The organism is Commensalibacter oyaizuii (assembly GCF_029953265.1).
Lineage (GTDB): Bacteria > Pseudomonadota > Alphaproteobacteria > Acetobacterales > Acetobacteraceae > Commensalibacter > Commensalibacter oyaizuii.
On sequence record NZ_JASBAO010000001.1, the window covers coordinates 254,954 to 281,431 of the forward strand.

At 38.0% G+C, this 26,478-nt stretch carries 20 protein-coding genes; 11 read left to right on the forward strand and 9 right to left on the reverse strand.

The genetic code is table 11. From position 1 onward, the window contains the following. Nucleotides 1-50: 50 nt before the first annotated feature. From QJV27_RS01085 to xylB, 3 genes are all read left to right on the forward strand, one after another. Nucleotides 51-1,385 carry an SEL1-like repeat protein gene (locus QJV27_RS01085; RefSeq protein WP_281447146.1) on the forward strand — a complete coding sequence of 445 codons (1,335 nt, stop codon included), beginning with the start codon at nucleotides 51-53 and terminating at the stop codon, nucleotides 1,383-1,385. Nucleotides 1,386-1,494: 109 nt separating this feature from the next. After that, entirely contained in the window at nucleotides 1,495-3,375 is a 1,881-nt protein-coding gene (locus QJV27_RS01090; protein WP_281447147.1) for an SEL1-like repeat protein, read from the forward strand. Between the two features lie 123 nt (nucleotides 3,376-3,498). Then, complete coding sequence (gene xylB, locus QJV27_RS01095; RefSeq protein WP_281447148.1) at nucleotides 3,499-4,953, forward strand: xylulokinase; 1,455 nt, start codon at nucleotides 3,499-3,501, stop codon at nucleotides 4,951-4,953. A 55-nt stretch (nucleotides 4,954-5,008) separates the two neighbouring features. Here the strand turns inward: xylB and QJV27_RS01100 are convergent, their stop codons facing one another. The 4 genes from QJV27_RS01100 to QJV27_RS01115 form a co-directional block, all read right to left on the reverse strand. Next, nucleotides 5,009-5,398, reverse strand: coding sequence for a hypothetical protein (locus QJV27_RS01100; RefSeq protein WP_281447149.1), 390 nt, complete (start codon nucleotides 5,396-5,398; stop codon nucleotides 5,009-5,011). Between the two features lie 44 nt (nucleotides 5,399-5,442). Then, nucleotides 5,443-7,344: an acyltransferase family protein gene (locus QJV27_RS01105; RefSeq protein WP_281447150.1), complete on the reverse strand. Its 1,902-nt coding sequence runs from the start codon at nucleotides 7,342-7,344 to the stop codon at nucleotides 5,443-5,445. A 96-nt stretch (nucleotides 7,345-7,440) separates the two neighbouring features. Further along, complete coding sequence (locus QJV27_RS01110; RefSeq protein WP_281447151.1) at nucleotides 7,441-8,802, reverse strand: ABC1 kinase family protein; 1,362 nt, start codon at nucleotides 8,800-8,802, stop codon at nucleotides 7,441-7,443. 2 nt (nucleotides 8,803-8,804) lie between these two features. Then, nucleotides 8,805-10,625 carry a M3 family oligoendopeptidase gene (locus tag QJV27_RS01115; protein ID WP_281447152.1) on the reverse strand — a complete coding sequence of 607 codons (1,821 nt, stop codon included), beginning with the start codon at nucleotides 10,623-10,625 and terminating at the stop codon, nucleotides 8,805-8,807. Nucleotides 10,626-11,303: 678 nt separating this feature from the next. On the opposite strand from QJV27_RS01115, the gene uvrB reads away from it, so the two are divergent. From uvrB to QJV27_RS01155, 8 genes are all read left to right on the forward strand, one after another. Further along, nucleotides 11,304-13,505, forward strand: a complete 2,202-nt coding sequence (gene uvrB, locus QJV27_RS01120) for an excinuclease ABC subunit UvrB (protein ID WP_281447153.1) — start codon at nucleotides 11,304-11,306, stop codon at nucleotides 13,503-13,505. 8 nt (nucleotides 13,506-13,513) lie between these two features. After that, on the forward strand, nucleotides 13,514-14,401 hold the full coding sequence (locus QJV27_RS01125) for an aldose 1-epimerase (RefSeq protein ID WP_281447154.1): 888 nt from the start codon (nucleotides 13,514-13,516) through the stop codon (nucleotides 14,399-14,401). A 5-nt stretch (nucleotides 14,402-14,406) separates the two neighbouring features. Continuing rightward, on the forward strand, nucleotides 14,407-14,901 hold the full coding sequence (greB, locus tag QJV27_RS01130) for a transcription elongation factor GreB (protein ID WP_281447155.1): 495 nt from the start codon (nucleotides 14,407-14,409) through the stop codon (nucleotides 14,899-14,901). A gap of 21 nt (nucleotides 14,902-14,922) precedes the next feature. After that, nucleotides 14,923-15,885, forward strand: coding sequence for a glutathione synthase (gene gshB, locus QJV27_RS01135; RefSeq protein ID WP_281447156.1), 963 nt, complete (start codon nucleotides 14,923-14,925; stop codon nucleotides 15,883-15,885). Between the two features lie 378 nt (nucleotides 15,886-16,263). Then, nucleotides 16,264-16,938: a class I SAM-dependent methyltransferase gene (locus QJV27_RS01140; RefSeq protein ID WP_408869629.1), complete on the forward strand. Its 675-nt coding sequence runs from the start codon at nucleotides 16,264-16,266 to the stop codon at nucleotides 16,936-16,938. 83 nt (nucleotides 16,939-17,021) lie between these two features. Beyond that, a complete protein-coding gene (locus QJV27_RS01145) occupies nucleotides 17,022-18,338 on the forward strand; it encodes a cbb3-type cytochrome c oxidase subunit I (protein ID WP_281447158.1) in 1,317 nt (438 codons plus the stop codon). 8 nt (nucleotides 18,339-18,346) lie between these two features. Continuing rightward, nucleotides 18,347-19,294 (forward strand): heme o synthase, encoded by a 948-nt coding sequence (gene cyoE, locus QJV27_RS01150; protein WP_281447159.1) that lies wholly within the window; start codon nucleotides 18,347-18,349, stop codon nucleotides 19,292-19,294. A gap of 13 nt (nucleotides 19,295-19,307) precedes the next feature. Next, entirely contained in the window at nucleotides 19,308-19,457 is a 150-nt protein-coding gene (locus QJV27_RS01155) for a hypothetical protein (protein WP_281447160.1), read from the forward strand. Nucleotides 19,458-20,110: 653 nt separating this feature from the next. On the opposite strand, the gene QJV27_RS01160 is transcribed toward QJV27_RS01155, so the two are convergent. Genes QJV27_RS01160 through QJV27_RS01180 form a run of 5 tightly spaced genes read right to left on the reverse strand, consistent with a single transcriptional unit; the run spans nucleotide 20,111 to nucleotide 26,412 of the window. Continuing rightward, nucleotides 20,111-21,187 carry a Tim44 domain-containing protein gene (locus QJV27_RS01160; RefSeq protein WP_281447161.1) on the reverse strand — a complete coding sequence of 359 codons (1,077 nt, stop codon included), beginning with the start codon at nucleotides 21,185-21,187 and terminating at the stop codon, nucleotides 20,111-20,113. 28 nt (nucleotides 21,188-21,215) lie between these two features. Beyond that, nucleotides 21,216-22,553 (reverse strand): TldD/PmbA family protein, encoded by a 1,338-nt coding sequence (locus tag QJV27_RS01165; protein WP_281447162.1) that lies wholly within the window; start codon nucleotides 22,551-22,553, stop codon nucleotides 21,216-21,218. Further along, the gene (locus QJV27_RS01170; protein WP_281447163.1) at nucleotides 22,550-23,815 is read right to left on the reverse strand and encodes a M16 family metallopeptidase; all 1,266 of its coding nucleotides are present in this window, start codon (nucleotides 23,813-23,815) and stop codon (nucleotides 22,550-22,552) included. Before QJV27_RS01170 ends, QJV27_RS01165 begins: the two co-directional genes overlap by 4 nt. Before the next feature lie 21 nt (nucleotides 23,816-23,836). Beyond that, the gene (gene thrC, locus QJV27_RS01175; RefSeq protein WP_281447164.1) at nucleotides 23,837-25,237 is read right to left on the reverse strand and encodes a threonine synthase; all 1,401 of its coding nucleotides are present in this window, start codon (nucleotides 25,235-25,237) and stop codon (nucleotides 23,837-23,839) included. 29 nt (nucleotides 25,238-25,266) lie between these two features. Then, entirely contained in the window at nucleotides 25,267-26,412 is a 1,146-nt protein-coding gene (locus tag QJV27_RS01180; protein ID WP_281447165.1) for an L-dopachrome tautomerase-related protein, read from the reverse strand. Between the last annotated feature and the right edge of the window lie 66 nt (nucleotides 26,413-26,478).

Genomic DNA, 26,478 nt, shown 5'->3' on the forward strand with positions numbered 1-26,478 from the left:
GCGATTATTTTTATTTATGATCACGTTACGTTTAAATTAATAGGATTCATATGTATCAAACTATATTGATTATATTGATTGCCATATGCATCATTGGTATTACGTTTGTTATATATAAAAAATTCTTTTTGCGACGTCAAATCAATACAACTCGTGATCACAAGTATGAAGAGGATGCAGAATCTGTAACCTTGGATGTCAGTAGTCCAATGGAAAAAGGATTGATGTATTTTCGCGGGGACAGTGTGCCTCAAAACTATGTTAAGGCACGTGAGTTTTTTGAAAAAGCGGCAGCCAACGGCCATGTGCAAGCAATTTTATACCTAGCCATTACATATTATGAAGGATTAGGGGTTCCTTATGATGATCAAAAGGCATTAAGTTATTTTGAAGAAGCTGCAAAAAAAGGAAATGCCAAAGCGTTATTTGCATTAGGCAGGATTTATATCATGGGTAATCTTGTTACACAAGATTATGACAAAGCGCGCGAATATTTCGAATTATCAGCACGTCAAGGAGAGGTAGATGCCCTGCTTAATCTAGGAATGATGTATTACGAGGGGGTTGGTGTTTCCAAAGATTATACAAAGGCACGTGTTTATTTAGAACAAGCTGCCTATAAAGGCGTTCCTCAGGCTCAAAATAGTTTAGCTTATATGTATATCGACGCTAAAGGGGTTGAAAGAGATCTTGAAAAAGCACGTGAATATTTTGAGTTGTCAGCACGTCAAGGAAACATGCAGGGTGAATATAATCTGGCATTAATGTTGTGGAATGGAGAAGGTGGTGAACAAGATCGTGCCAAAGCTAGGGGGTATTTTGAAAAAGCTGCCTGTCAGGGCGAAATGAATGCGCAATATTTCATGGGAAATGTCTATTATAATGGTCAGGGAACCCCTAAGAATCACAAAAGAGCCTCTTATTTTTATGAAAAAGCTGCCAAACAGGGGCATGTACAGGCGCAAAATTTGATTGCCTCTATGTACGCAGAAGGCGAAGGTGTTTCCAAGGATTATCAACAGTCTATATATTGGTATGAAAAAGCAGCCTCCCAAAATGATATGCAGGCACAATATAATTTGGGGTATATATATCTGACTGGGCAAATTGTTAAAATTGATTTAGACAAAGCCTATTATTGGTTTAAAAAATCTGCTGATCAAGGATATATGCTTGCTCAGTTTAATCTTGGGGTCATGTATTATAAAGGGGACGGGATCGCACAGGATTTTAATGCAGCAGTCGATTATTTTTCCAAGGCAGAGGCCCAAGGACATTTAAAATCCAGCTTTATTTTAGGCAAAATGTATCTAGAAGGACAGGGCGTGCCGCATGATCATGCAAAAGGGATGGCTTTAATAGAAAAAAGTTATCATAAAAGCTAATTTTTCCTAAAAAACAATGATAATCCTGTTAAACTAGTTTATTATATTTTTAAGTATTAATTTAAAAAAAATATTGTCTTCGTAAGTTATAAAAGTTAGTTGTTTTACTATGCCTATGTCCAGATCGAAAATAGCACTTGTTGGAAAAGTCGCCACGGCTTGTTCTGTTATTTTTATTATTTTATGTATTTGTTTTTATAAAACTATTCGAACTGGATTTATCGAAGCACAGTTTAATAGGGCTAATATTTACATGCAAGGCGATGGTACATCCCAAGATTTTAAAAAAGCGCGTGAATATTTAGAACAATCTGCAAATGCTGGCAATGACGAAGCTCAATATATGTTGGGGGTTATGTACGAAAAGGGGCGTGGGGCAGAACAAGATCATCGCAAAGCTTTTGAATTTTATCAAAAATCGGCCAAACAAGGATATACCAAGGCACAATACGCCTTGGGAAATATGTATAAATATGCCAAAGGGGTTGCAGCTGACCCTGCTCAGGCCGTTAAATGGTATGAACAGTCTGCAAAATCAGGCGATATTGATGGAAAATATGCTGCAGGAATAGAATATTACGAAGGTTTTAATGGACGCAGGGATATTCAAAAAGGATTGGATTTTTTAAAACAAGCGGCTGAACAAGGTAATACCAAGGCTATGGCCTATCTTGGTAAATTATATTTTAAAGGTAAAGATGTCCCTAAAAACGATCAACAAGCGTTTAGTTATTTTGAACGAGCAGCATATAAGGGGGATCGAAAAGCACAGTTCTATTTAGGACTTATGTATGAAAAAGGTGATGGTACTGAACAGGATTATTCAAAAGCAATTTATTGGTATGAAAGAGCAGCAAAAACGAATGCATCCGCACAATATCAATTGGCTAGAATGTATAAAGAAGGTCTAGGTGTCGATGTCAATTACAATACTGCTTTTGAATTATTAAAGAGTGCTGCGAAAAAAAATAACGTTCAGGCACAATATACCCTGGCTCATTTATATGATGATGGCAATAATGTACCTCAAGATTACCCAAAAGCACTTTATTGGTATGAAAAAGCCTCGCGTGATGGCGATAACAGGGCAACCTATGCACTGGGCATGATGTTTTTGCAAGGACGTGGTGTCAATGAAGATTTTCGCAAAGCCTTTGATTTATTTAAACGTGCTGGGCAAGATGGGAATGTTGCTGCGCAATTAAAGGTTGCCCAGATTTATGAAAAAGGTGAGCAGGATAAAGATGTTCCTATAGATTATGTAAAAGCCAAAGAATGGTACGAGAAGGCTGCTGCACAGCATTCTGCCAATGCTTATTACGCACTTGGCAAATTATATCAAAGAGGGCTTGGTGTCGAAAAAGATTACGCCAAGGCTGTTCAATGGTATGAAAAAGGTGTTGAAAGTGGTGATGTAGAGTCAGAACTGGCGTTGGCAAATTTATACAGAGATGGTCAAGATATTGCCCAAGATTACGCTAAAGCATTGGCTTTATACGAGCAAGCTGCCAATAAAGGAAATATGGATGCACTTTTAGCATTAGGGCAGATGTATGAGCAAGGTCTTGGCACCCCTCAAGATGACAAGAAAGCTTTTGAAATCTACCAACGAGGAATAAATAGCAATAACACTGATTTATTGTATCGTTTGGGAATGATGTATTACCAAGGGATAGGAACAAATAAAGATTACAGTAAAGCTGCAAGTTTATTTGAAAAAGCAGCATATCAGGGGTCTACCGATGCTGATTTAATATTGGGAACTTTGTATTTGAATGGGCAGGGTACTGCCGTTAATGTTATCAAAGCTAAGGAGTATTTTGAGCAAGCTGTTAAACAAGGTAATGCCAAAGCCATGTATTTATTGGCAAATTTGTATCATAACGGCCATCAAATCCCAAAAGACTTAGATCTTGCTAAATCATTATTACAGCAAAGTTGTGATAAGGGGTTCCATGATTCCTGCGTGATGTTAAAGTCGATGCGGTAGATTTTTAAAAAAGTTTGTCTATTAAAGAGAAATAATTGTAATGATTTTTATATTTAACAAAATAGATATAGTATCAAATTATACGAATTTGATTCGTATTATATTTCAGTATAGGAGAGCGTAATGTATATAGGTATTGATATAGGCACATCTGGTATTAAAGGGATTATATTAGATGATCAGCATAATATATTGGCAAGCCATACTGAAAAATTAACAGTGTCCCGCTTGCATCCCTTGTGGTCAGAGCAAGACCCCAATCATTGGTGGGAGGCTGCTGATAAAGTTATGTTGTCTTTGGGACAGCAACATCCTTTAAAAGATGTGAAGGCAATCGGCTTGACAGGTCAAATGCACGGCGCTGTTTTGTTGGATAAGAGCGGTAAAATATTGCGCCCTGCTATTTTATGGAATGATGGGCGTAGTTATCAAGAGTGCATTGATTTAGAAAAGGCGGTCCCAGATTCACGTCAAATCACTGGTAATTTAATGATGCCAGGATTTACAGCCCCAAAAATTTGCTGGGTGCGTAAACATGAACCAGAAATTTACCGACAAATTGACAAAGTTTTATTACCTAAAGATTATTTACGCTGGTTAATGAATGGCGTTTTTGCATCAGATATGTCTGATGCTGCAGGTACAATGTGGCTAGACGTGGGTAAACGTGTATGGAGTGAGCCATTATTAAATGCATGTGGATTGACAACAGATCATATGCCACAGTTGTTTGAAGGCAATCAATCAACAGGAACTATTAAATCCGCACTGGCGGAACGTTGGGGACTGTCGAATACAGTAACAATTACTGCAGGTGGGGGTGATAATGCAGCGGGCGCTATTGGTGTTGGAATTTACCGTAAAGGTCAAGCCATGTTATCGCTTGGGACGTCTGGGGTATATTTTGTAGCTGCAGATGGATTTTTGTGTAACCCTGAACAAGCCGTGCATAGTTTTTGTCATGCTCTGCCCAATACGTGGCATTTAATGTCAGTAATGTTGAGCGCAGCTTCTTGTTTGGATTGGGTTGCTAAAATGACGGGAATTGCTTCTGTTCCAGAGCTATTAAAAGCAGCTGAAAGTACCGCAAAAGATCCTTCGTCATTGATTTTCTTACCTTATCTTTCTGGTGAACGTACCCCTCATAACAATCCTCAGGCAACGGGTGTATTTGTTGGCCTTACGCACAAGCATGATCGACAAGATTTGGCACGTGCGGTTGTCGAAGGTGTCAGTTTTGGATTAGCTGAAGGTATGGAGGTTTTACACGCAACAGGATTAAAACCAGATCACATTAGTTTGATTGGTGGAGGTGCAAGAAGTGCCTTTTGGCGTCAGTTGTTAGCCGATATTACAGGACAAGTCTTGGATTATCGTCAAGGTGGCGACGTCGGCCCCGCATTAGGGGCTGCACGCTTGGCAATGTTAAGTTGTAATCCTAATGTTACTATTGGTGATCTTCTGCCAGAACCGCCTGTTGAGGCATCTTATCATCCTCATGCTGAAATGAGAGATAAGTATCAAGAAAAATATCTAAAATTCAAGGCTACTTATAAGGCCCTCAAACCAATTTTTTAAATTATGAATAAACAAAAGCCAATAGTAATATTGGCTTTTGTTTTATAATTTATTATTAACGGCGATCATAACGATTATTATGATTGTTGTGATGACTGTGATGATGACGATTGTTGTTACGATTATAACGTTTTTTATTATCATGTGAACGATTATTATAACGATCACGATCACGATCACGGTCATGATCACGATCATAACGTTGATTATGATAAGAATCGTTTGAGGATTGATTTTGGCCCATTCTATCTAATTTGGTTTGTAAGGCATCTCTTTTTCTACAAAAACCCTCTGCGGCATAACGGTTTGGTAAATTATTTTTACAGTTATAATCTGCGATATCCCTTTGTTTAGAGATTTCTTGGACAGCACGACCAGGGTCCCCAGCATAAGCTGCAGATGCAAATGCAAAGGAAACTAAAAAAATAGTAGAAATTTTTTTCATCGTTCTTCTCCTCAACGTTTAATAACAATATTTAACGATAATGATTATTTGTGATCTTTTATGTTTCGATCATGTTTCTTTATTGTGGTGATTTTATGCCAAATATATGACCCAACGATGTCTGCGCCAAAAATCGACAGATGATCTTCGTTTGATAAAATAGGGTTATTACGATTATCAACAATTTTGCATGTATCTTGGCTGCATATAGCATCGTTGGGATCAATAAAATACACATTAGGAATGTCGCTAGTAATTTTTTTCAAAAGATCATTGATATATATTGCAGATTTAGGAATGGTTGTTTGGCAGGGTAAGGGATTAATATATTTATAAAAGAACAACTGTTTTTTTGCATTACATTTGAAGCTGCTGTAATTACTGTCAAAGGTTCTGCCAATGATAAAATAATGGCGCTGATTTCCACCTTCTTTTATTAATTGTTCAATTTCTTGCTTTAAGGCTTTGAATAAATCTGATGTATTTGGTTGGTTTGCGATGTGATGAATGGGATAAAATTCATATAAATCCCACCTTTGAACCATGATTATATCACTGTTTGGATTTTTTCTTAATGTCTTTTGTAAATTATCATATTGTTTTATACAGGCTTTGAGGTATTTATTTTGTGTCAAAATATTAATATAAAAATCATGAAAAGCCAGACAACCATCTGCAAATAATCCAATAAAATTAATCTTTTGATTTAGGAAATAATTTCCATATTGGCGCGCATGGCTGTCCCCTGTTAAGATGAATTCAGGTTGGGGATTAGCTTGTTTGTTGAATGATGTTACCATTGATAAGGAAGGAATATTTTTCCCACCGTAATATTGTTGATGAAACTGAGTTGCATCAAGTTTGTATTTTTCATCTTGTATTCTAGCACTTATCCCGTTAATCGAAATATAAAGTCCAGTAAGAATTGTAGTTAAGTAAGATAATATAAATATATAACTGTAATTTCTTTTTCGTTCTATCAAAACGTATAGTAAACTGGAAAATATCGACGTTAATAAGATATAACTATAAATATTCAGATTAACTTGTATAGTTCTAAAAAAAACGATAATTGGCCAGTGGACTAAATAGATTGAATAAGACAACTTGCCAATCAGTTGAAATATAAAATTAGAAAGAAATATTTTATCAGGTTTGCTGATGATCAGTAAATAAGCCCCAGCAACTGGCAGAATAATGAAATAACTGGACCAAGGAGCAGTGGCAGGAATAATAAGGAGCGAAATAATGATTATTGCTATTCCCAGCAATGCAACTATTTTTTTATAATAATATGTTAGCGCTATAGGATATAAAAAGGCCAATGCCCCTATCAGCAACTCCCAAATACGAGTAGGAAGCATATAAAAGGCAAAATTGGAATTAAAGGTAGCAAAGTAGATATTTAAAGAAAAACTAGTGATAGTTATAAGAATTAAGATAAGCTTGACTGTATTTTTATGAAAAATTTTGTAAAATAATAACAAAATAATAGGATAGATCAGATAAAACTGCCATTCTACAGAAAGAGACCATGTGTGCAGCAGGAAATTATCATCGGAGCTGGCATCAAAATATCCAGATTTTGTATAATATACGAAATTCGAAACGAATAATAAACTGCTATAACTGTATTGCCCAATAGGTTTATAAGTCATTGGTTCAAACAATGCATATCCTACAATTATTAATATAATGCAAACCATTAATAATGCAGGAACAATACGTTTGATACGGGATTTGTAAAAACGGATTAAGGAAAAAGTGCTCTTTTTTGATTGTTTTAAAATAATTGTAGTAATAAGATAACCAGAAATTACAAAGAAAATATCGACCCCAGTAAATCCCCCTTGTAACCAAGCATGATTATAGTGAAAAATGAGAACGGCAATGACAGCAATGGCTCTTAGTCCGTTAATGTCATACCTAAAAGGGAACGATGCCATAGATGGTTGTTACAAATTATAAGTTTTGATAATAAAAACCCTTCATATCATAAAGAATAATGAAGGGCTGATTAAAAATAAATAATACGATTTATTTTATTCTAATGGGGGTGGGACTCTGGCTGTTTCAAGTGCTTGTTTTTGTGCTCGATCCATAGTTTCTTGATTAAAATTAGCGATCATTTCTTGGAACATATGATGCCAATTTAATTTAGCATTTAATCGTGTAAATAAACTGCCCAACCCAATGGCAGAACGATCAACCAAGACGAATTCTCTTGGTGGGGTTACGCCCCCTGCTTTTTGCAAACCTTTATGGACTTTGGCTGCAATTTTTCGTCCAAGATCAGGATCACTATCATCTTGGATTAAACGTTCTTTATCTTGGGTAAGGGGGGCATACAAAAACCGTGCCCATTCGTTTAAGATTTCCATGGTTTCTTTTGAAATATCTTTAAACCCCCAGGAGGTATAGGCATGGTGGGCTAATTCATCATCGTGGGTTTCGATAGCTTTGCATAAATCAATAACACCTTGCACGAATTTACCTTGGAAAATACGAATTGAACCAAAATCCAGCAAGCACAGACGATTATCTGGATTAATTAGGAAATTCCCCATGTGGGGATCGCCATGAATTACCCCATAATGATAAAAAGGGATGTACCAAGAAAAGAATAAAGAGCGTGCAATATCGTTTTTTCGTGCCTGGTCCAAGCCTGAATTAATCATATGTTGCAGGCTTTTCCCTTCCACCCATTCCATGGTTAAAAGACGCTTGGTTGATAAATCTTCGATTAAATCAGGAACAATAGTGCGGCTGCTATCTTGAAGCATTAAGGAAAAAAGACGCAAATTCGCGGCTTCACGTTCATAGTCCAACTCTTCTTGTAGACGGGTTACTAGTTCTTTGTAGACTTCATCTTGTTTAATCGCATTGTCTAAACGATGGTAAACGGTAATTAGTAAACGCAGTTGTTTAAGATCAGATTCCACTGTGCTGGCCATGTCAGGGTATTGCAATTTACAGGCAACTTCACGTCCATCATGCAAAGCTGCACGATGAACCTGTCCAAGGCTTGCTGCCGCTGCGGCCTCGTGGGAAAAATTTTTAAAACGGCTCTCCCAATTAGGTCCCAGCTCTGATTTCATGCGACGACGAACAAATGACCATCCCATCGGTGGTGCGTTGGATTGTAATTGCGCCAATTCTTTAGCATATTCATCAGGCAGAACATTTGGAATAGTACTGATTAATTGAGCAACTTTCATCATAGGGCCTTTTAGCCCACCCAATATGCTTTTCAATTCTTCCGCATGGGCGGATTTATTAATGGGTATTCCCATTTTTTCACCTGCTAAGCGTGCTGCTATTCCCCCGACGGCTGTGGTCGATTTAATCATTCGTCTCATTCCGCCAAACAGGCTGGTTTTATCAAGATTATCGTCTTTTTCCATGATTATGCTTGTTCCAATTCATCAATAAAATGAGAGATAACATCCAAACCTTTACGCCAAAATTGAGGGTCGGATGCATTCAATCCAAAAGGAGCCAGTAAATCTTGATGCTTTTTTGTGCCGCCTGCTTCTAATAGCTTGATATATTTATCTTGAAAATTAGGATGACCATCTTGATAAACCTTATACAAAGCATTTACCAAGCAATCCCCAAAAGCATAGGCATAGACATAAAACGGTGAATGAATGAAATGGGGAATATATGTCCAATAGGTGGCATAATCTTGGGTAAATTCGAATGCTGGACCTAAGCTTTCTTGCTGGGTTTGCATCCAAAATTGCCCAATTTGTTCTGGAAGCAGTTCATTTTCCTTACGTGCCTCATGCACTTTGCGTTCAAACTGGTAAAAAGCAATTTGGCGGACAACGGTATTTAGCATGTCTTCGACCTTACGGCTTAGCATGATACGGCGTTGTTCTTTGGTTTTTTGCGTTCGTAACAGACTTTGAAAGGTTAACATTTCACCAAAAACACTAGCGGTTTCAGCCAATGTTAGGGGGGTATTGCCTAAAATATACCCTTGTTTTGCTGCTAATAATTGATGTATGCCGTGCCCCAATTCATGAGCCAGAGTCATTACATCGCGATTTCGACCGTGATAGTTTAACAATATATAAGGATGGACCGAAGGGACTGTTGGATGTGCAAATGCCCCCGATGCTTTGCCAGGTCGTAATGTGGCATCAATCCAAGGTTTGTCCAGGAATATTTTGATCATTTCACCCATACGTGGATCAAACTCTTGATAAGCAGAATATACGATATCTTTGGCTTGTTCCCAAGGGATGTTTTGATCGCTGTCATCAGGCAAAGGGGCGTTACGATCCCAGTGTTGTAATTTTTTTAATCCCAACCATTTTGCTTTAAGCAAGTAATAACGATGGGAAAGACGTTGATAATCATTGGTAACGGCATTAACCAAGGCATCAACGACTTGATCTTCGATCATATTGTCGCAATTGCGTTCGGAATCCACCCTTGGGAACTGTCGCCATTGATCGGTAATTTGTTTGTCTTTGGCCAATGTGTTTGTAATTAATGAAAACAAGCGTAGATTTTTAGTAAAACTGCTGCTTAACCCTGTCGCAGCATTCTGACGCGTTACAGGGTCGGCAGATGACAATTTATTTAATGCTTCACCTAGGCTGACTTTTTCTCCATCGACTGTAATTTTCATTGCTGCCAAGGTTTCATCATATAGTCTTGACCAAGTATTACGCCCTGTCACTGCTTTTTCATGCAGCAGTTTTTCAAGATCATCATTCAGTTGGTAGGGGCGGAATAATCGGATACTATCCAAAAATGGTTTCCAAACTTGCAGAGCCGGGTCATTTAATTTTTCATTAAGCGTATCTTCGTCTATACGGTTTAATTCGAGCGAGAAAAATAAAATTTTTGTGCTAATATCAGTGGTTTTCTCACTGATATGTTGATAGAATTGTGTGTTTTTTTGATCCGTAGAATCAGTGGTAAAGATTAATTGTGCATAGGACCCGATGCGCCCCAGTAATTCACTGATTGCTTCGTAATCGTGAATAGCTTTGGCAATTTGCTGACTTGAAGCTGTCTGTAAGTTGCCCTGCCATGTTTTGATGAATTGTGAGGCCAGATTTTGAGCTTTGTCCAGATCACTTTGTAATTGAGGACAATCAGGAGATGAATATAAATCTGACAAATCCCAAGATGGTAAATGGTCTTGATGATCTTGGTCGATGCCAGAGCTATTTTTTTGACTGCGGGTAATATGATCAAACGACAACATGGTAATCCTGGTAAAAGGTTGAGATGTTAATTATATTATTTTATTTCGACACTTACAGATAAATTATATTAAACATAAACGATAAAAGAAAGAGAATCCTCATTTTAAATAAATGAGTGACGATAATAGATATGTAAGTACATGGTTACTATAACTTTTAGTGTATGCTATAGATATAGCTCTTTAATCAACTGTAGCGTTCATAACTAGTCCACTAGGTAGTAAATAATTATTAGTGTCTGCCGATTTAATAAACAATATTGTCTTCGGATATATTGATTAAATTAGTTGCTTAGACGGCGTAATCTTTTGCAGCACTACAATCATATATTATGTCACGAACATTAAGAATATATGGAGAGAACAAACTTGATCTCAAAAAAAATCAATTCTCTGATGGTGTTATGGCGTTTTACTATTACTAAAACTAGGCACAGAAGTAACGGCGAGACTTGCTAGTTTTAATTATAATACCACAGGTAGTAGAAAAAGAGGGTATTTAACTAATTTTTTATACTGAAAATTATGTTATAGCGCCTAGATAGATGCTTGTCGTTTTGTATTTGACAGCATTGATTTGTTCAGTAATGCAATGTTAAATTGATAGAAATCTCTTTATATATTTGCTATTATTTTGTCTTGAAGGTTACGTTTTGATAGGTAATGGGAAATGGCTTTATGAAAAAGCATAAAAATAGAGACTATCAAGTTATTTTTCACCCTGAGAAAATTCCTGCAAAACCAAAAATTAATCAATTCAAAGTTGTATCTGATTTTGAGCCTGCTGGCGATCAACCTTCTGCGATAGCTGCATTAACCGAGGGCATTAAGGCAGGGGATCGCAATCAGGTTTTGTTGGGGGTGACGGGATCGGGTAAAACCTTTACCATGGCCAAGGTCATTGAAGCTGTACAAAAACCAACCTTGATTTTGGCCCCCAATAAGACATTAGCAGCTCAGCTTTATGGAGAGATGAAAGAATTCTTTCCTGAGAATGCTGTTGAATATTTTGTCAGTTATTATGATTATTATCAGCCCGAAGCCTATATTCCACGTTCAGATACTTATATTGAAAAAGATAGCCAAATTAACGAGCAAATCGATCGAATGCGACATGCTGCTACTCAGGCTTTGTTAGAACGTAATGATGTAGTAATTGTTGGGTCTGTTTCATGCATTTACGGTATTGGATCACCTGAATCATATTCCCAAATGGTGGTACGTGTTGAGGTTGGTGGCGAAATCGATCGTGATACACTGATAAAGGGATTGGTAGAACAACAATATCGTCGTAACGATGCGGCCTTTCAACGGGGAACTTTTCGGGTAAGGGGGGAAACTATTGATATTTTCCCCGTGCAAAATGCAGACCGTGCGTGGCGTGTGCATCTATTTGGTGACGAAGTTGAAGAAATAGATGAATTTGACCCCCTAACTGGGGTAAAAACAGGCAGCTTGCAACATATTGCTGTTTATGCCAACAGTCATTTTGTGACACCACGTCCCACGTTAACCCAAGCAATGAAAACCATCAAATCTGAATTAAAGCTACGGTTGGATCAATTTGTTGCCGAGGGTAAGTTGTTAGAAGCTGAGCGTTTACAACAACGCACGACATTTGATTTGGAAATGATTGAAACAACGGGACTGTGTAAGGGGATTGAAAACTATTCTCGTTATTTAACGGGGCGCAATCCCGGGGAACCCCCTCCAACTTTGTTTGAATATTTGCCAGAAGATGCGTTATTAATTGTTGATGAAAGCCACGTTAGTGTTCCACAGATCGGGGGTATGGAGCGTGGGGACTATGCACGCAAGAAGACATTGTCTGACTTTGGATTTCGCTTACCTTCTTGTATGGATAACCGGCCGTTAAATTTCGCCGAGTGGGATTCGTATCGACCTCAAAGTATTTTTGTCAGTGCCACACCAGGGCCGTGGGAACTTGAACAAAGCGCAGGTGTTTTTGTCGAACAAGTTATCCGTCCAACAGGGCTTACCGACCCTATTACAGACGTTCGTCCTGTAGAGTTGCAGGTTGATGATTTATTGGCTGAATCACGTAAGGTTATTCAACAAGGTGGACGTGTTTTGGTAACAACGTTGACCAAAAAAATGTCTGAGAAATTAACTGATTATATGACTGAATCAGGGATTAAGGTTCGCTATTTACACTCTGATATTGATACGCTAGAGCGGATTGAAATTATTCGCGATTTACGTCTTGGTGTTTTTGATGTTTTGGTTGGTATTAATTTGTTACGCGAAGGGTTAGACATTCCAGAATGTCAGTTGGTCGCTATCTTAGATGCCGATAAAGAGGGATTCTTGCGATCTCGTACGTCATTAGTGCAAACAATTGGACGGGCGGCACGAAATGTCGATGGACGTGTTTTATTATATGCGGATAAAATGACCGACAGTTTAAAATATGCCATTGATGAAACAGCCAGGAGACGGGAAAAACAAACCTTGTGGAATAAACAGCATAATATTACTCCAGCTTCCGTAAGAAAAAAAATTGGGGAAGCAATGGCCTCTGTATACGAACAAGATTATGTAACCGTTTCGCCAATCCAATCAAAGCATGCAAATACATTTGTAGGAAAAGATTTACAACACACCGTTGCTGAATTAGAAAAGCGCATGCATGCTGCGGCTGCAAATTTAGAATTTGAGGAAGCAGCACATATACGAGACGAGATTAAAAGGCTAGAAGATATGGATCTGGGGCTGGATCATCAATTAAAATCATCTGTTTCCTTGCATTATGTGGCAAAAAAGAAAGAGACCTCTTTTGTTCCAAAGCCCTTGGGGCCAGGGGGTGGCGGGTATAAACCCTCTCCACGTAGAAGAACTCGAACCGTGAAGAAAGGCTAAGATCAATTATGTTAGAAATTAAATCGGGTGATAATCGTGTTGGTATATATCCTGCTTTGGGTGGGTCAATTGCCTATTGGTTAAGGCGAGATATTCCGGTTTTCTATCCAATTGTTAACTCACATTTGGCCTCACGCTCAAAACAGATTATCGCTGCCTATCCTTTGTTGCCTTATTCTAATCGTATTGCAAATGGACAGTTTCAGTTTGAAAATCGCTCGTATCAATTGGACTTAAATGCAGCGAATGGCAAAGACTCTATTCATGGAAACGCCTGGCAAAGGGAATGGTCCCTAGAAGCATTAACAGAAAAAACCGTGACATTATCGTTAACCCACGAGCCAAATGGGGAATTTAGTGGACAATGGCCTTTTTCTTATTTTGCAAAAATTGTTTATGCGTTGAGTGAGAACGGATTGGCTGTTCATTTATCTTTTAAGAATACAGACCATGAAAAACAACCCGTGGGTTTAGGGTTTCATCCTTATTTCCCAAGACGCGATCAGGTTGAAGTTGGATTTACAGCAAGAAGTGTTTGGAATAATGGAACAGATGGCTTGCCCCAAGGGCGCATGTCAATTGAAGGGAATTGGTCTTTTGAGAAAATGCAAGTTTTGAAAAAAGACACCGTACTAGATAATTGTTATGCAGGATGGGATCGATTTGCATTTATTCGTTGGAAATATAGCCATGCTTATTTAACCATGACTTGCAGTCAAATTTTTAAGCATTTGGTCGTATTTACGCCTGAAAATCAACCTTATTTCACGCTCGAGCCGGCAAGTAACATGAATAATGGAATTAATATGCCTGAAATTTCAGATCGAGGACTGACTATTTTAAAGCCTGATCAAGAATTACGAGGGGATATTTTTTATTCCTTTACGGGGGTTTAAGATTGATGGTTTCTGTAACCCCACCTCATATTACACCTCAAGGTCATGCCCGTTTAAAAAAAGAGCTTAACGAACTTCTATATCAAGAACGACCCAAGATTGTCGAAATTGTTTCCTGGGCTGCTGGGAATGGCGATCGGTCTGAAAATGGAGATTATATTTATGGTAAAAGACGATTGCGGGAAATTGATCGCCGTGTTCGTTTTTTGTCAAAAAGATTAGAAAATGCGGTGATTGTTAATCCACAAGATCAATCGTGTCGGGACAAAGTTTATTTCGGTGCCACCGTTAAATATATTACTGAAGAAGATATAGAACACGAGGTAACGATCGTTGGAGTTGACGAGGCTATAATGGAACATGGACAAATCAGTCTAATATCCCCAATTGCCAAAGCATTAATGAATGCAAAAGTTGGTGACGAAGTTAGATTTCAAAGTCCAACAGGTGAAAAATTCTTAGAAATTCTTGAAATTTCTTATCCTTCACAAAATAAATAATCAAAGAAAGAATATAAAATCATGTTAAAAATTGCTGTACAGATGGATCCTTTGGAAACTGTGAATATTAACGGTGATTCAACCTTTGCTTTAATGTTAGAAGCGCAGGCCAGAGGATATGAATTATTTGTTTATTCAGTGGATACATTAAGCTTAAAAAATGATCATCATTCAAGTCAAGTAACAGCACGTGGAAGAAACGTATCTGTGCAGCGAGTTCAAGGTGACCATGCACATTTTGGTACGGAGAAAACTGTTTTTTTAAATGATTTTGACGTTTTATTAATGCGTCAGGATCCACCGTTCGATATGGGATATATTACAGCAACGCATATTTTAGAACATATTCATGGTGTTGGGGCAAATAAAGTATTCGTAGTGAATAATCCACGATCTGTGCGTAATGCCCCTGAAAAAATTTTCGCAACTTTATGGCCCCAAATTATGCCGCCAACGTTGATTTCACGTGATATTGTTGCGATTAAAGAATTTAGGGCACAATATAAAGATATTATAATTAAACCTTTATTTGGTAATGGCGGCATAGGGGTGTTTCGTATTCGTGAAGATGACGAAAATCTTAATTCTTTGTTAGAGTTACAGTCCTCTTACTCTCGTGAACCGTTAATGATCCAACGTTATGAATCAGCGGTTAAACAAGGTGATAAACGAATTATTTTAATTGATGGCGAACCTATCGGTGCTATTAATCGCGTACCTCAAAAAGGGGATCTTCGCTCTAATATGCATGTGGGGGGTGTTGCGCAAAAGGTTGAATTGACTGAACGTGACAAGGAGATTTGCCATATTATTGGCCCGACTTTAAAAAAAGAAGGATTATTATTTGTTGGAATTGATGTGTTGGGCGATTATTTAACTGAGATTAATGTAACTTCTCCAACTGGATTGCAAGAATTAGATCGCTTTAACAAAATAAATTCAGCAGCTATTATTTGGGATAAAATTAAAAATTATATTTCATAAAAACTAAGAGTCTGAATCTTTTTGATGAGGGGTCGGGGGCATAGGATCATCTTTTCCAAATTTGTTATCAAGCCATTTGTAAATATCCTTACGAAAGATATAAGAAAAATCCGCTACCCATAAAATAAGACTTATGAAAGCAAGAAGCCAATTAAGAGAAGATATCCACATAAAGAAGATCCGGTCCTGGTATTATCATTTATTTACTTTATGAATTGATTATAGTATATAATTGCAAATCGATAAATAATAAAGAGGACAGCAATAAAATCATTTGTCAAATTGATACATGATTGAACAAACTCATCTCGTTAGATCCATCTTTAAAAAACTCGTTGGTTTTTTCTTTGTTTTTGGTTAATAAGATTTTGTCAAAAAATTATCGTCATTCACAATTTACTCAGGAGCAATAACGTGCCTCCTTCGCCTCATACTGCGTTAAGCGCAGATGCTGTTAAAACAGCTTATCGTCGATGGGCTACGGTTTATGATACAGTGTTTGGAAGTATCTCGTCATTTGGACGCCGTTGTGCAGTTGCCGAAGTTAATCGTTTACCCGGGAAAAAAGTTTTAGAAGTTGGTGTGGGAACAGGACTGGCCTTACCTGCTTATAACCAAGACAAGAGAATTACTGGAATTGATTTGTCAACAGATATGTTGAAAAGGGCAAAGCAACGTGTCGAACGCCAAAATTTGGTAAATGTAGATAATTTACTAGAAATGGATGCCGAAGCAACCAGTTTCGAAGATGGGTATTTTGATATTGCAGTTGGTATGTTTGTTGCATCTGTTGTGCCACATCCAGATCGATTGTTTGCAGAGTTAAAACGGGTTGTAAGACCAGGAGGACATATTTTATTTGTTAATCACTTTATTGCCCAAAAAGGAATACGTTATTACGTTGAACGTATTATGGCCCCAGCTTCTAAAGCTTTGGGTTGGCATCCTGATTTTTCAATTGAATCGCTTTTGCCTCCAGAAGAACTCAGAAAAGCAAGAACTCAGCCAGTACAACCCTTTGGTTTGTTTACATTAGTTAGCCTTGCTAGATAGCAAATAGTTTAGAAGACATTAAAAAAAGTTTATGATATGGTTAACACCATTATGAAACCATGAAGAACTTGACAGAAACTCGCATGAACAGTCATTATAAAGTTGGAATGGGTGCCTTACTTTTGGCTATATTCGCTGGAATAAGTGGTGGTATTGCTGCACTATTTTTTCAGATAAGTTATTATATTTCAACTTTTAATTCTTTGATTCATCCTGCTTTTATGCAGAATTTGCCGCAAACCCATGCGCGTATGATGATTTTTTTTGTTTTACAGCCTGCATTAATGATGGGATTTGGGGCATGGTTTGTCCCAATTTTAATTGCGGCAAAAGACATGGCATTCAAATCACTGAATTATATCGCGTTGACGTGCCTGTTAATTGGCTTTTCTTGTAATTTTGTTACGTTCTTTCAGCCCACTGTCAGTTTGTTTTCTCTATTGAGTTTGGTCTTCTGGGCGTTGTCTGTGCTTATTTTTTCAATTAACATGCTTATCAGTATTATTAATAATCGTGGGCCTGGTGTTGAATATACTAATTTGCCATTATTTGTATGGGGACAAGGAATTGCAGCAGCACTAACGGTTCCCATGTCTTCGTTGTTCTTGGCAGCTTTGACACGTATTTATTGGGCAAACAGTGGTGATCTTGCAATTAAAATCGCCTATACGGTAAAGATTTTTACATATCCTATGTTAACGATTTTAATTGTCCCTGCATTTGGAATTATTTTTCATATTGTCGCCAGCCTTTCTTGTCAGACTATTCGTTACAAGTCATTTATTATAAGCTTAATGGCATTTACCACGCTCTGTGTTTTTTTGTTTTGGAATAAAATACTCTTTAACGGCACACTGAACAGCTTCAATCAATTTTATGAAATACATGCCGTCCTAGCAAGTGCAGTATATGTATTAACCCTAGGTTTACTTCTATATGCGGTCAGTCTTTTGCGGAGGGGTGGTCGTTATCTTGTTACTCCAGTTTTTTGGTCATTCGGATTTATGATCATTTTAGGAATGGGTTGGCCCTATAAGGGGTTGGTTAGTCAAATGGGACAGATCCATTCTTGTATTTCCTATGCTTTATTGTTCGCTGTTTTTGCTGGATTTTATTTTTGGATGGGCAAAATTCTTGGCAAACCATATTCCGAACTTTTGGGCAAAATTCATCTTGCTTTAACGTTTGCCGGTGTTGTATTTACAGTTGATTTTTTTTCGTTGGGCAGCCAATCAATATTATTAGGGGCAGTGTTCATGGGAATGTCCTTATTAGCTTTTATGATTGTGGTTATTCAGGCTGTGAAAAGTAAAGAAAAATTACCCAATAATTATTGGGGAGAGGGTGCCATAACCTATGAATGGCAACGTCCATCTCCTTTATTCTCGAAATCAAAATAGGATATGTTATGAGTCAATCGATATCTGACGAAGTGGTTGGTTCAAAAAGAATTCGATTCGATCCTGCATTGGTTGGCAGTGATCTACGTGATTGGTTTATATTGTTAAAGCCCAGAGTTATTTCCCTTGTGGTTTTTACAGGGGTCGTAGGTATTATTTTAGCACCTGGGCATGTTAATCCTTTTATTGCCTTGGTTAGTATTTTATGTATTTGCTTGGCTTCTGGTGGGGCTGGGGCAATTAATATGTGGTATGATCGTGATATTGATCAAATCATGCAAAGAACCATTACAAGACCTTTGCCTGCTGGGCGTTTACGTCCCTCTGATGCATTAATTTACGGAATAGGGGTGTCGGTTTTATCAGTTGTTTTAATGTTTTTAGCAACAAATATTTTGACAGCTTTTATTTTAGCATTTTCGATCTTTTTTTATAGTGTTATTTATACGATTTGGCTAAAACGCTCTACCCCACAAAACATTGTCATTGGCGGGGCTGCTGGTGCATTTCCACCATTGATTGGTTGGACATCCGTTACAGGTACATTAGATTTATTTCCAGTGATTTTATTTTCAATTATTTTTCTATGGACGCCTCCTCATTTTTGGTCATTGGCTTTATATGCTTGTAAAGATTATGGTAAGGCTGGAATTCCAATGTTGCCTGTTGTTAAAGGGGCAAGGCACACACGTTGGCAAATCCTTATTTATACAATTATTTTAGCTATTGTCTCCTTACTCCCTGTTTATTTTGGATATACATCCTATATTTATACTATAGCAGCCATTCTTTTAAACCTTGGTTTTATTTATATGGCTATTAAGGTATTATTAGAGAAGCAAACGCTCGAAGGATTAAGTTTAAATAATGATAAGGCAGCCCGTCACTCTTTTCGTTATTCTTTAATATATCTTTTTTTCTTATTTTTTGCGCTTATTATTGATCATTTTGTTTAAAGGAAACTAAAAAATGAAAAAACGACAAGCTAAAGCTATTGTAATTTCAATCACTGCAGAAGAAGAATACAGACGACGTCAGTATAAACGAAATGTTGCACTATTATCTGCATTATTTGGATTAAGTGGTATTTTATATACGCTTGCATTAATTCAAATGTAAAACCAATAAGCAAAAATATGAAATGCGATAGATAGTGATACGTATTGGTGGCATTTTTTAAAAAGATCGCTAATTATATATGTTTTTAATAATTAGTAGTTTTATAACTGCTGTTGTTGATAGGTTATTGGTATTCAAAAAGATAATCTTTTGAATAAGTACGTTATATGTGCTGAAATCAATGTGAATTCACTAAGTATAAACTAACAATATTTGGCAGTACAAGTGAACGGATCATATTGTTAGATAAGAACCCGTCAAGAACGATGATGATGTGTTCTATAGAGTGGTTTGTTAGATTATATAGTCATGCAAGTATCAATAAAATTCGTTATACAAAGTCTTTTGTTAGTAATGTATTCAGATAATGCATTTTTAGATGATCTTTTAAGGCAAAATACTATTATATTTCATAAGATTTAGTGTTAAATAATTATTAAATAACCATTTTGGTATAAAGTTTGCTTTATTTATTGCTTTATAAAGCGACTTGATTTTATATATTTTGGTTATTTTAGTATTATTTCAAATGTGTGAAAGTGCTCAGCTTGTTTTTATGCTAAATATCAGTGGTATTTAAAAGCTCATTAAAGTAGCAATTGTTAAAATAAATCCTGCTAGCTTTAACGAGCTAAAGTATTATTATTTAAATGTTAATTGGTTTGTTGAATTGCGGATAATAACCACCATTTATTATTTGCCGCCCGAACAAATGTCCAAAGTTCTGTAATTGTAATTGGTTGATTTGGGTTACCCTCTACTACACGACCTGTATTGTCTGTTGTAATATCAATTAATGAGTAACGCATTGCAACCGTTGCATATTCTCTGTTTCCTTCTGCCCAAGCTTCAGATAGATCACCTTCGATAAATTGTACATTCGAAGTACTATTGTGAAGGCCTTGACTGCTTAGATCAGTTAATTGCTCGTTAAAATAAGCAAGCATTTCAGGTGTAGTTATTTTTTGTAAACTACCTAGATCTTGTCGGTTCCAAGCCTCTTGCACTTCTAACAGACGTTGTTGGAAGGCTAGATAATCATCTTGGCTGAGTTGTATGTTTGATTGTTGTGTGGGCTGGGCCTGGGCTGGTTGTTGGCGCATGGTATTGTTATTCATGCCCATATTCATTCCTTGGTTCCCAGAATTATTTTGGCGACGTCGACGTAGGTAGCGCATGACAAGCCATACGACCAAGCCAATTGCAATCAAACGAAACAATAGTGAACCACCAAATGAATTGTTGTCTTGACGTGCAACTTGTTGCTGGTTGTTGCTATTTTCAGGTTGCTGTTGGGTTTGTCCATTGGTTGGTGCTTGTGCGTTACTTTCTTTATGACCACCTGCTAGCATGTTGTAGGCCGCCGCCCCTACAGCCCCACCAACCAAACCGCGGGTAAAGTTGCCAGCAGCAGAGGGCTGCTGTGCGGGAGGGGCTGGACGATTTGCAGGACCTGTATTGTTAAATCCCCCACTTGTCGGTGCGGGTCTGGAAGGGGTGGGTGTGGAAGGTGGGCGTGTCATTGAACGTTGCATAGACTGCCCGCCACTAGGGGCGGTTCTGGTATAAGATGGCGCACTGTAGGTTCTGCTGCCACGACTACCCATAGATGATCCACGTCCTGCTCTGGCCTCAGCTTGAGGGATTAGGTCGACCACAAGTGGGGTTGAAACCAAAGTAAAACTTAAAAGACAAAGGAGGGTACGGCTGTAAATGGTCGTACGATTCATTTCTTTCACCTATTTCGGTAATAATATGTTAATTGCCTGCAATACTCATTGCGTCAATACGTAATGTAGGGCTGTTGGTACTATATCGGAATTCCAAATCATTTGCGACATGAAGTTTCGAAAACATTTCTTTTAGGGTCGAGGCCAACGTAAATTCCATAACAGGTTCGGCTAGCACCCCATTACGGATCATGAAACCGCTTGCCCCTCGGCTATAGTCCCCAGTAACCATATTGACTGAAGATCCAATCATTTCAGTGATATAAATTCCTTCTTGGATATCTGCCATTAGTTCTGCTGGCGTGACATTTCCAGGCATTACATATAAATTAGTTGTAGTTGGCGAAGGAGGGGAAGAAGGCCCACGCGCTGCGTGACCATTGCTTTTTAGTCCCAGTTGCTTTGCTGTGCGGCTATCCAATAACCAATTGGCAATTTTTCCTTGATCAACTAATTTAAGCTCTTCTGGAAATAAACCTTCACCGTCAAACGGGCGTGATGCAAGACCTTTAATTTGATAAGGTTGATCAATAATTGTTATATTTTCAGGAAATATAAGATTTCCCAAATCATTTTTAAGGAACGAAGTCCCTTTGGCAATGGAATAGCCATTTAACGCGCTGGCCAGATGTCCTATGATGCTATTGGCTACTCTTGGATGAAATACGATTGGGAGTATGCCCGTCTTGGGTTTTTTGGGATGCAATTTAGCTACTGTTTTTTCCCCTGCATTACGTCCGATTTTTTCGGGATCTTCTAGATCCTTTAAATGCACGGTGGAATGATAATCGTAATCGCGCTGCATATCAGTGCCTGTTCCCGCTAGTACACAGGCAGACAAAGAATGCGAGGTACGAGCATACGTGCCAAAGAAGTCGTTGCTATTAGCCAAAATAATTTCTGTTTTACCATAGCCGCAACTGCCCCCAATACTGTTGGTAATTCCTTTGATAGACAAAGCAGCAGCTTCGGTTTGCTTGGCTTGTTCCAACATTTCTTTGGTTGAGCGTTCTGATTCATCACATAAATCAAGTGATTTTGGATCAATACAAGGTTTATCTGATGGTTCGCCCAACCCTGCAAAGGGATCTTCAGGTAAGATTTTAGCCATAGAAATGGCTTGTTCGACCAACTTTTCTATATTGTGTTTTTGTAAATCTGTAGTCGAGATGGTGGCAGAGCGTTTATCGATGAACACTCTTAACCCAACGGTTTTGGTTTCTGACCGTTCTAATTCTTCTGGTTGGCCGTTTCGAACTTGTACACCAACAGAGGTCGAGGCCAACATGATTGCATCTGCGGCTGTTGCCCCCTTTTTTTGTGCCTGAAGAATTAAATCTTTGATGAAATTTTGGTTTTGCGTCATGCGTTTAGACTTTCAGTGATATCGGCCAATGAGGGAACATGTCGAATAGGCCCCAAAGTAGCAAGGGTTGGTTTTCCATGAAAAATCTGGGATGCTATTTGATAGAGGTCATTGATCTCCACAGCATCAATTCTTTCCACCATTTCTTGCGCAGAAACCAAGCGACCATAAATTTGCAAGTGACGTGCAATTTGTTCACAGCGACTGGCAGTACTTTCCATGGACATTAATAATGATGATTTTAATTGTGCTTTGGTACGTTGTAACTCTTCGGGTTTAATGAATTGTTGAATCTTTTTTAGTTCTTGAACCAAAATAGGCATAAGCTCTTTTGTTTGTTCTTCACCCGTACCAGCATAAATTCCAAACAATCCGTCGTCTTGATGGGCGCTGTTATAGGCATAAATAGAGTAAACCAGCCCATGTTTTTCACGAACTTCTTGAAATAACCGTGAAGACATTCCCCCACCCAGAATGATAGAGAGCAAAATTGCAGCATAATATAAAGGATGATTATAATTAATTGATGGAAATCCCAAGATAATATGCGCTTGATCTAGCTCTTTTTCTTTTCTAAATTCGCCACCTTGATAATTTGCAGGTTCTGGAGGAATGGCTTGACCTTGAGGGACATCTTTGAAGTATTTTTCAACTAAAGATACAATATGTTGGTGTTCTAAATTACCAGCAGCGGCAAAAATTGTATTATTTGTACTGTAATGACGATGCATATGCTGCAGTAAATGATCACGCGTCATGGTGCGTACTAATTCTTCTGATCCTAGGGTGGGGCGGCCCATTGGCTGATTGGGATAGGCGGTGCTTTGGAAATAATCGAAAATAATGTCGTCAGGGGTATCATTGGCTTGACCAATTTCTTGTAAGATAACCCCCCGTTCACGTTCCAATTCATTGGGATCAAATGTGCTGTGGGTTAAAATATCCCCCAAAATATCCACGCCCAGCTCTTTATCGTTTTTTAGTAATTTTATGTAATAAGCCGTAACTTCACGTGCTGTATAGGCATTGATATGCCCCCCTACATTTTCCACGGCCTCTGCAATGTCAAGGGCTGAACGTGTCTTGGTTCCTTTAAAGGCCATATGTTCAAGAAAATGAGATATTCCATTTTCTTGTGCTGCCTCACAACGCGTACCAACATTGACGTAAGCACCAAGAGAAATCGTTTCAACACGATCCATGCGTTCGGTGACAATCAGCATGCCAGAGGGCAAACGCGTTATGTTTACAGCTTCGTTCATATTTATCCTAGTAATTATAGTTTAGAAATTATTTTTAAGAATAACAGCTCTGACAGAATTTTCAATTTTCTGCAAATCTGCGGGTAAAATCTGATAATTTTCCTTGCGATCGTATAAGTCCGCCAAAGCAAGGGGGAGTGGAGGCAAAATTCCAGTAGCTTGTTTTAAAGCATCGGGGAATTTAGCTGGATGCGCTGTTGCAACAGTGATCATTGGTACATCTTTGGAACGATATTTTTGTGCTGTTGCAATACCGATGGCAGTATGTGGATCGGCAAGATATAAAGAATCATTATAACAGTTTTGAATAACTGTTTTTGTTTCTTCATCGCTTAGTGCCAAACCCTTAAATGACTCCTTGGCTTTGTTCCATAAAAGATCAGGAATATCCATTTTTCCATTTTTACGAAAATCTTGCATAATCTGACGACATTGGTTTGCATCCCGATTTAACAGTTCAAACAATAACCGTTCAAAATTAGACGAGATTTGAATATCCATAGAAGGAGAGAGGCTGGGCTTTACCCCTTGAATGCTCATATCGTTATTAAGTATAAAGCGGGTTAAAATATCGTTATGGTTGGATGCAACACATAAAACATTAATGGGCAGCCCCATCTTTTTAGCAGTCCAAGCAGCCAGAATATTTCCAAAATTTCCAGTAGGGACTGTAAAGGATACTTCTCTATCTGGGGCCCCAAGGGCAAGGGCTGCATAAATATAATAAGGAACTTGTGCTGCAATTCTGCCCCAGTTAATAGAGTTTACAGCAGAGAGTTGTACTTCGTCACGAAAAGAGGCATCAGCGAACATTGCCTTAACCAAATCTTGACAATCGTCAAACGATCCTTCGACAGCAATATTATTGATATTTGAAGATAAAACGGTCGTCATTTGACGGCGCTGTACTTCAGAAGTACGGCCATAGGGGTGTAAAATGGTAACAGTAAGGTATTTGCTGTCCTTAAATGCTTCAATAGCGGCAGAGCCTGTATCCCCTGAGGTTGCACCAACAATATTAATACGTTGCCCTTTTTGGCTAAGAACATAATCAAATAATCGTCCAAGCAGTTGCATGGCCATGTCTTTAAAAGCCAAAGTCGGGCCGTGAAATAGTTCTTGCACAAATAAGTTATGTTCTAATTGAATCAAGGGAACAATGGCTTTGTGATTAAATCCTGCATAAGATTGTTGGCATAAATCCAGTAAAACAGGTTGGGGGATATCGTTGCCTGTAAAAAGCCCTATGATCTTGGCTGCTAATTCTGGGTAACTCAGGCCGCGCAACTGACGAAACTCGTCAGCGGAAAGTTGAGGCCAAGTTTGAGGGATATATAACCCCCCATCTTCGGCAAGGCCAGCAAGAAGAGCTTGAGAAAAATTTAAGGTGGGGGCTTGCCCACGAGTAGAAACGTAACGCATAAGAACCTAATTCACAATAACAATAAAGATTAATTTTTTAAAGGTGGTGGGGTTAAACTGTATATAGGTAGTGGCCATTGAATGGTTGAATGGTCTTGTTTGTTAAAAAGTTTTGTCTGATTCAGTTGTGTTGTTGGAATATATAACACGTTATTTTTAGTTACAAATGGATGTCCTGGCCATTTTAATCGAGGGTCAGTAATCAGTTTATTTAAAATACGCCCCGTGGTGAAGCGATAAACGCTGTTTGTAGCAATATCATCAAAATATAATGTTCCATCAGGACCACAAACAATCCCACCAGAAGAAGGCGTTTTAAACCATAACATCATAGCTTCGTTTAACTCTGCCTCGGAATAGGTAGGGTCATTTAAATACATTGTGTCAATACGATAGAGTGGACCGCTGACAGCTTGATAATATAGTCGCTTGCCATCTGGGGAGATGGCCAATTGATTAACATTGAAGCGTGAATTTTGGTCTAAACTGGGGCGCAATGTTTGACCGTCGACAACAATTGCATTTCTAGAATATAAAGTTGATGAATTCTCTAAAACACGGCGGGCTTGACCTGTATTCAGTTCGAATATAATTAAGGCAGGTGCCCCACGATCCGCAATATAGGCATGATTATTATATACAGCAATTGCATTTAAAATAGTTTTATCGCGCAAAACAGAACTTGGAATAGGGTGTGTTTTAACAACTTTGTTGGTTTTGGTATCAATTTCAACAATTTTTGCCCCATTTTTGACCATGGTATTGCTTGTTTTATCGATACCACTGTCTAAAACCCATAATTTTTCGTCTTGGGTCATGGTCATACCATCCAACCCAATAAAACTATTGGCAGGATCACGATTTTGAGCTGATTTATTCCATTCGTTCCATGTTCCCCCTGGATAGGGGATAATTGAGTTATCGTGCTGGATAATGGCTAGGGCAGGACCAATATTTGTATTATATCGTGAAAATTCAGCAAATAGCCGACCATCATCACCAACAGCGATATAGTCAGGAATATATTCTTTAACTTCAGCAACAGGTTTTAACGCATCCGCTGCCAATAGTGCTGGTTGATCTAGTTTTTGTTTGGCTTGTACCATTGTTAATGATACCAAAGAAACGGCGAGGGCTAAAGATGCACGAAGTGTAAAAGACTTTAATAAGGTCATAATGAAATGTTCTATTGCTGATATTAGATTGCAAGCTTTATTTATAAGATAAATTTAAAAAAGATG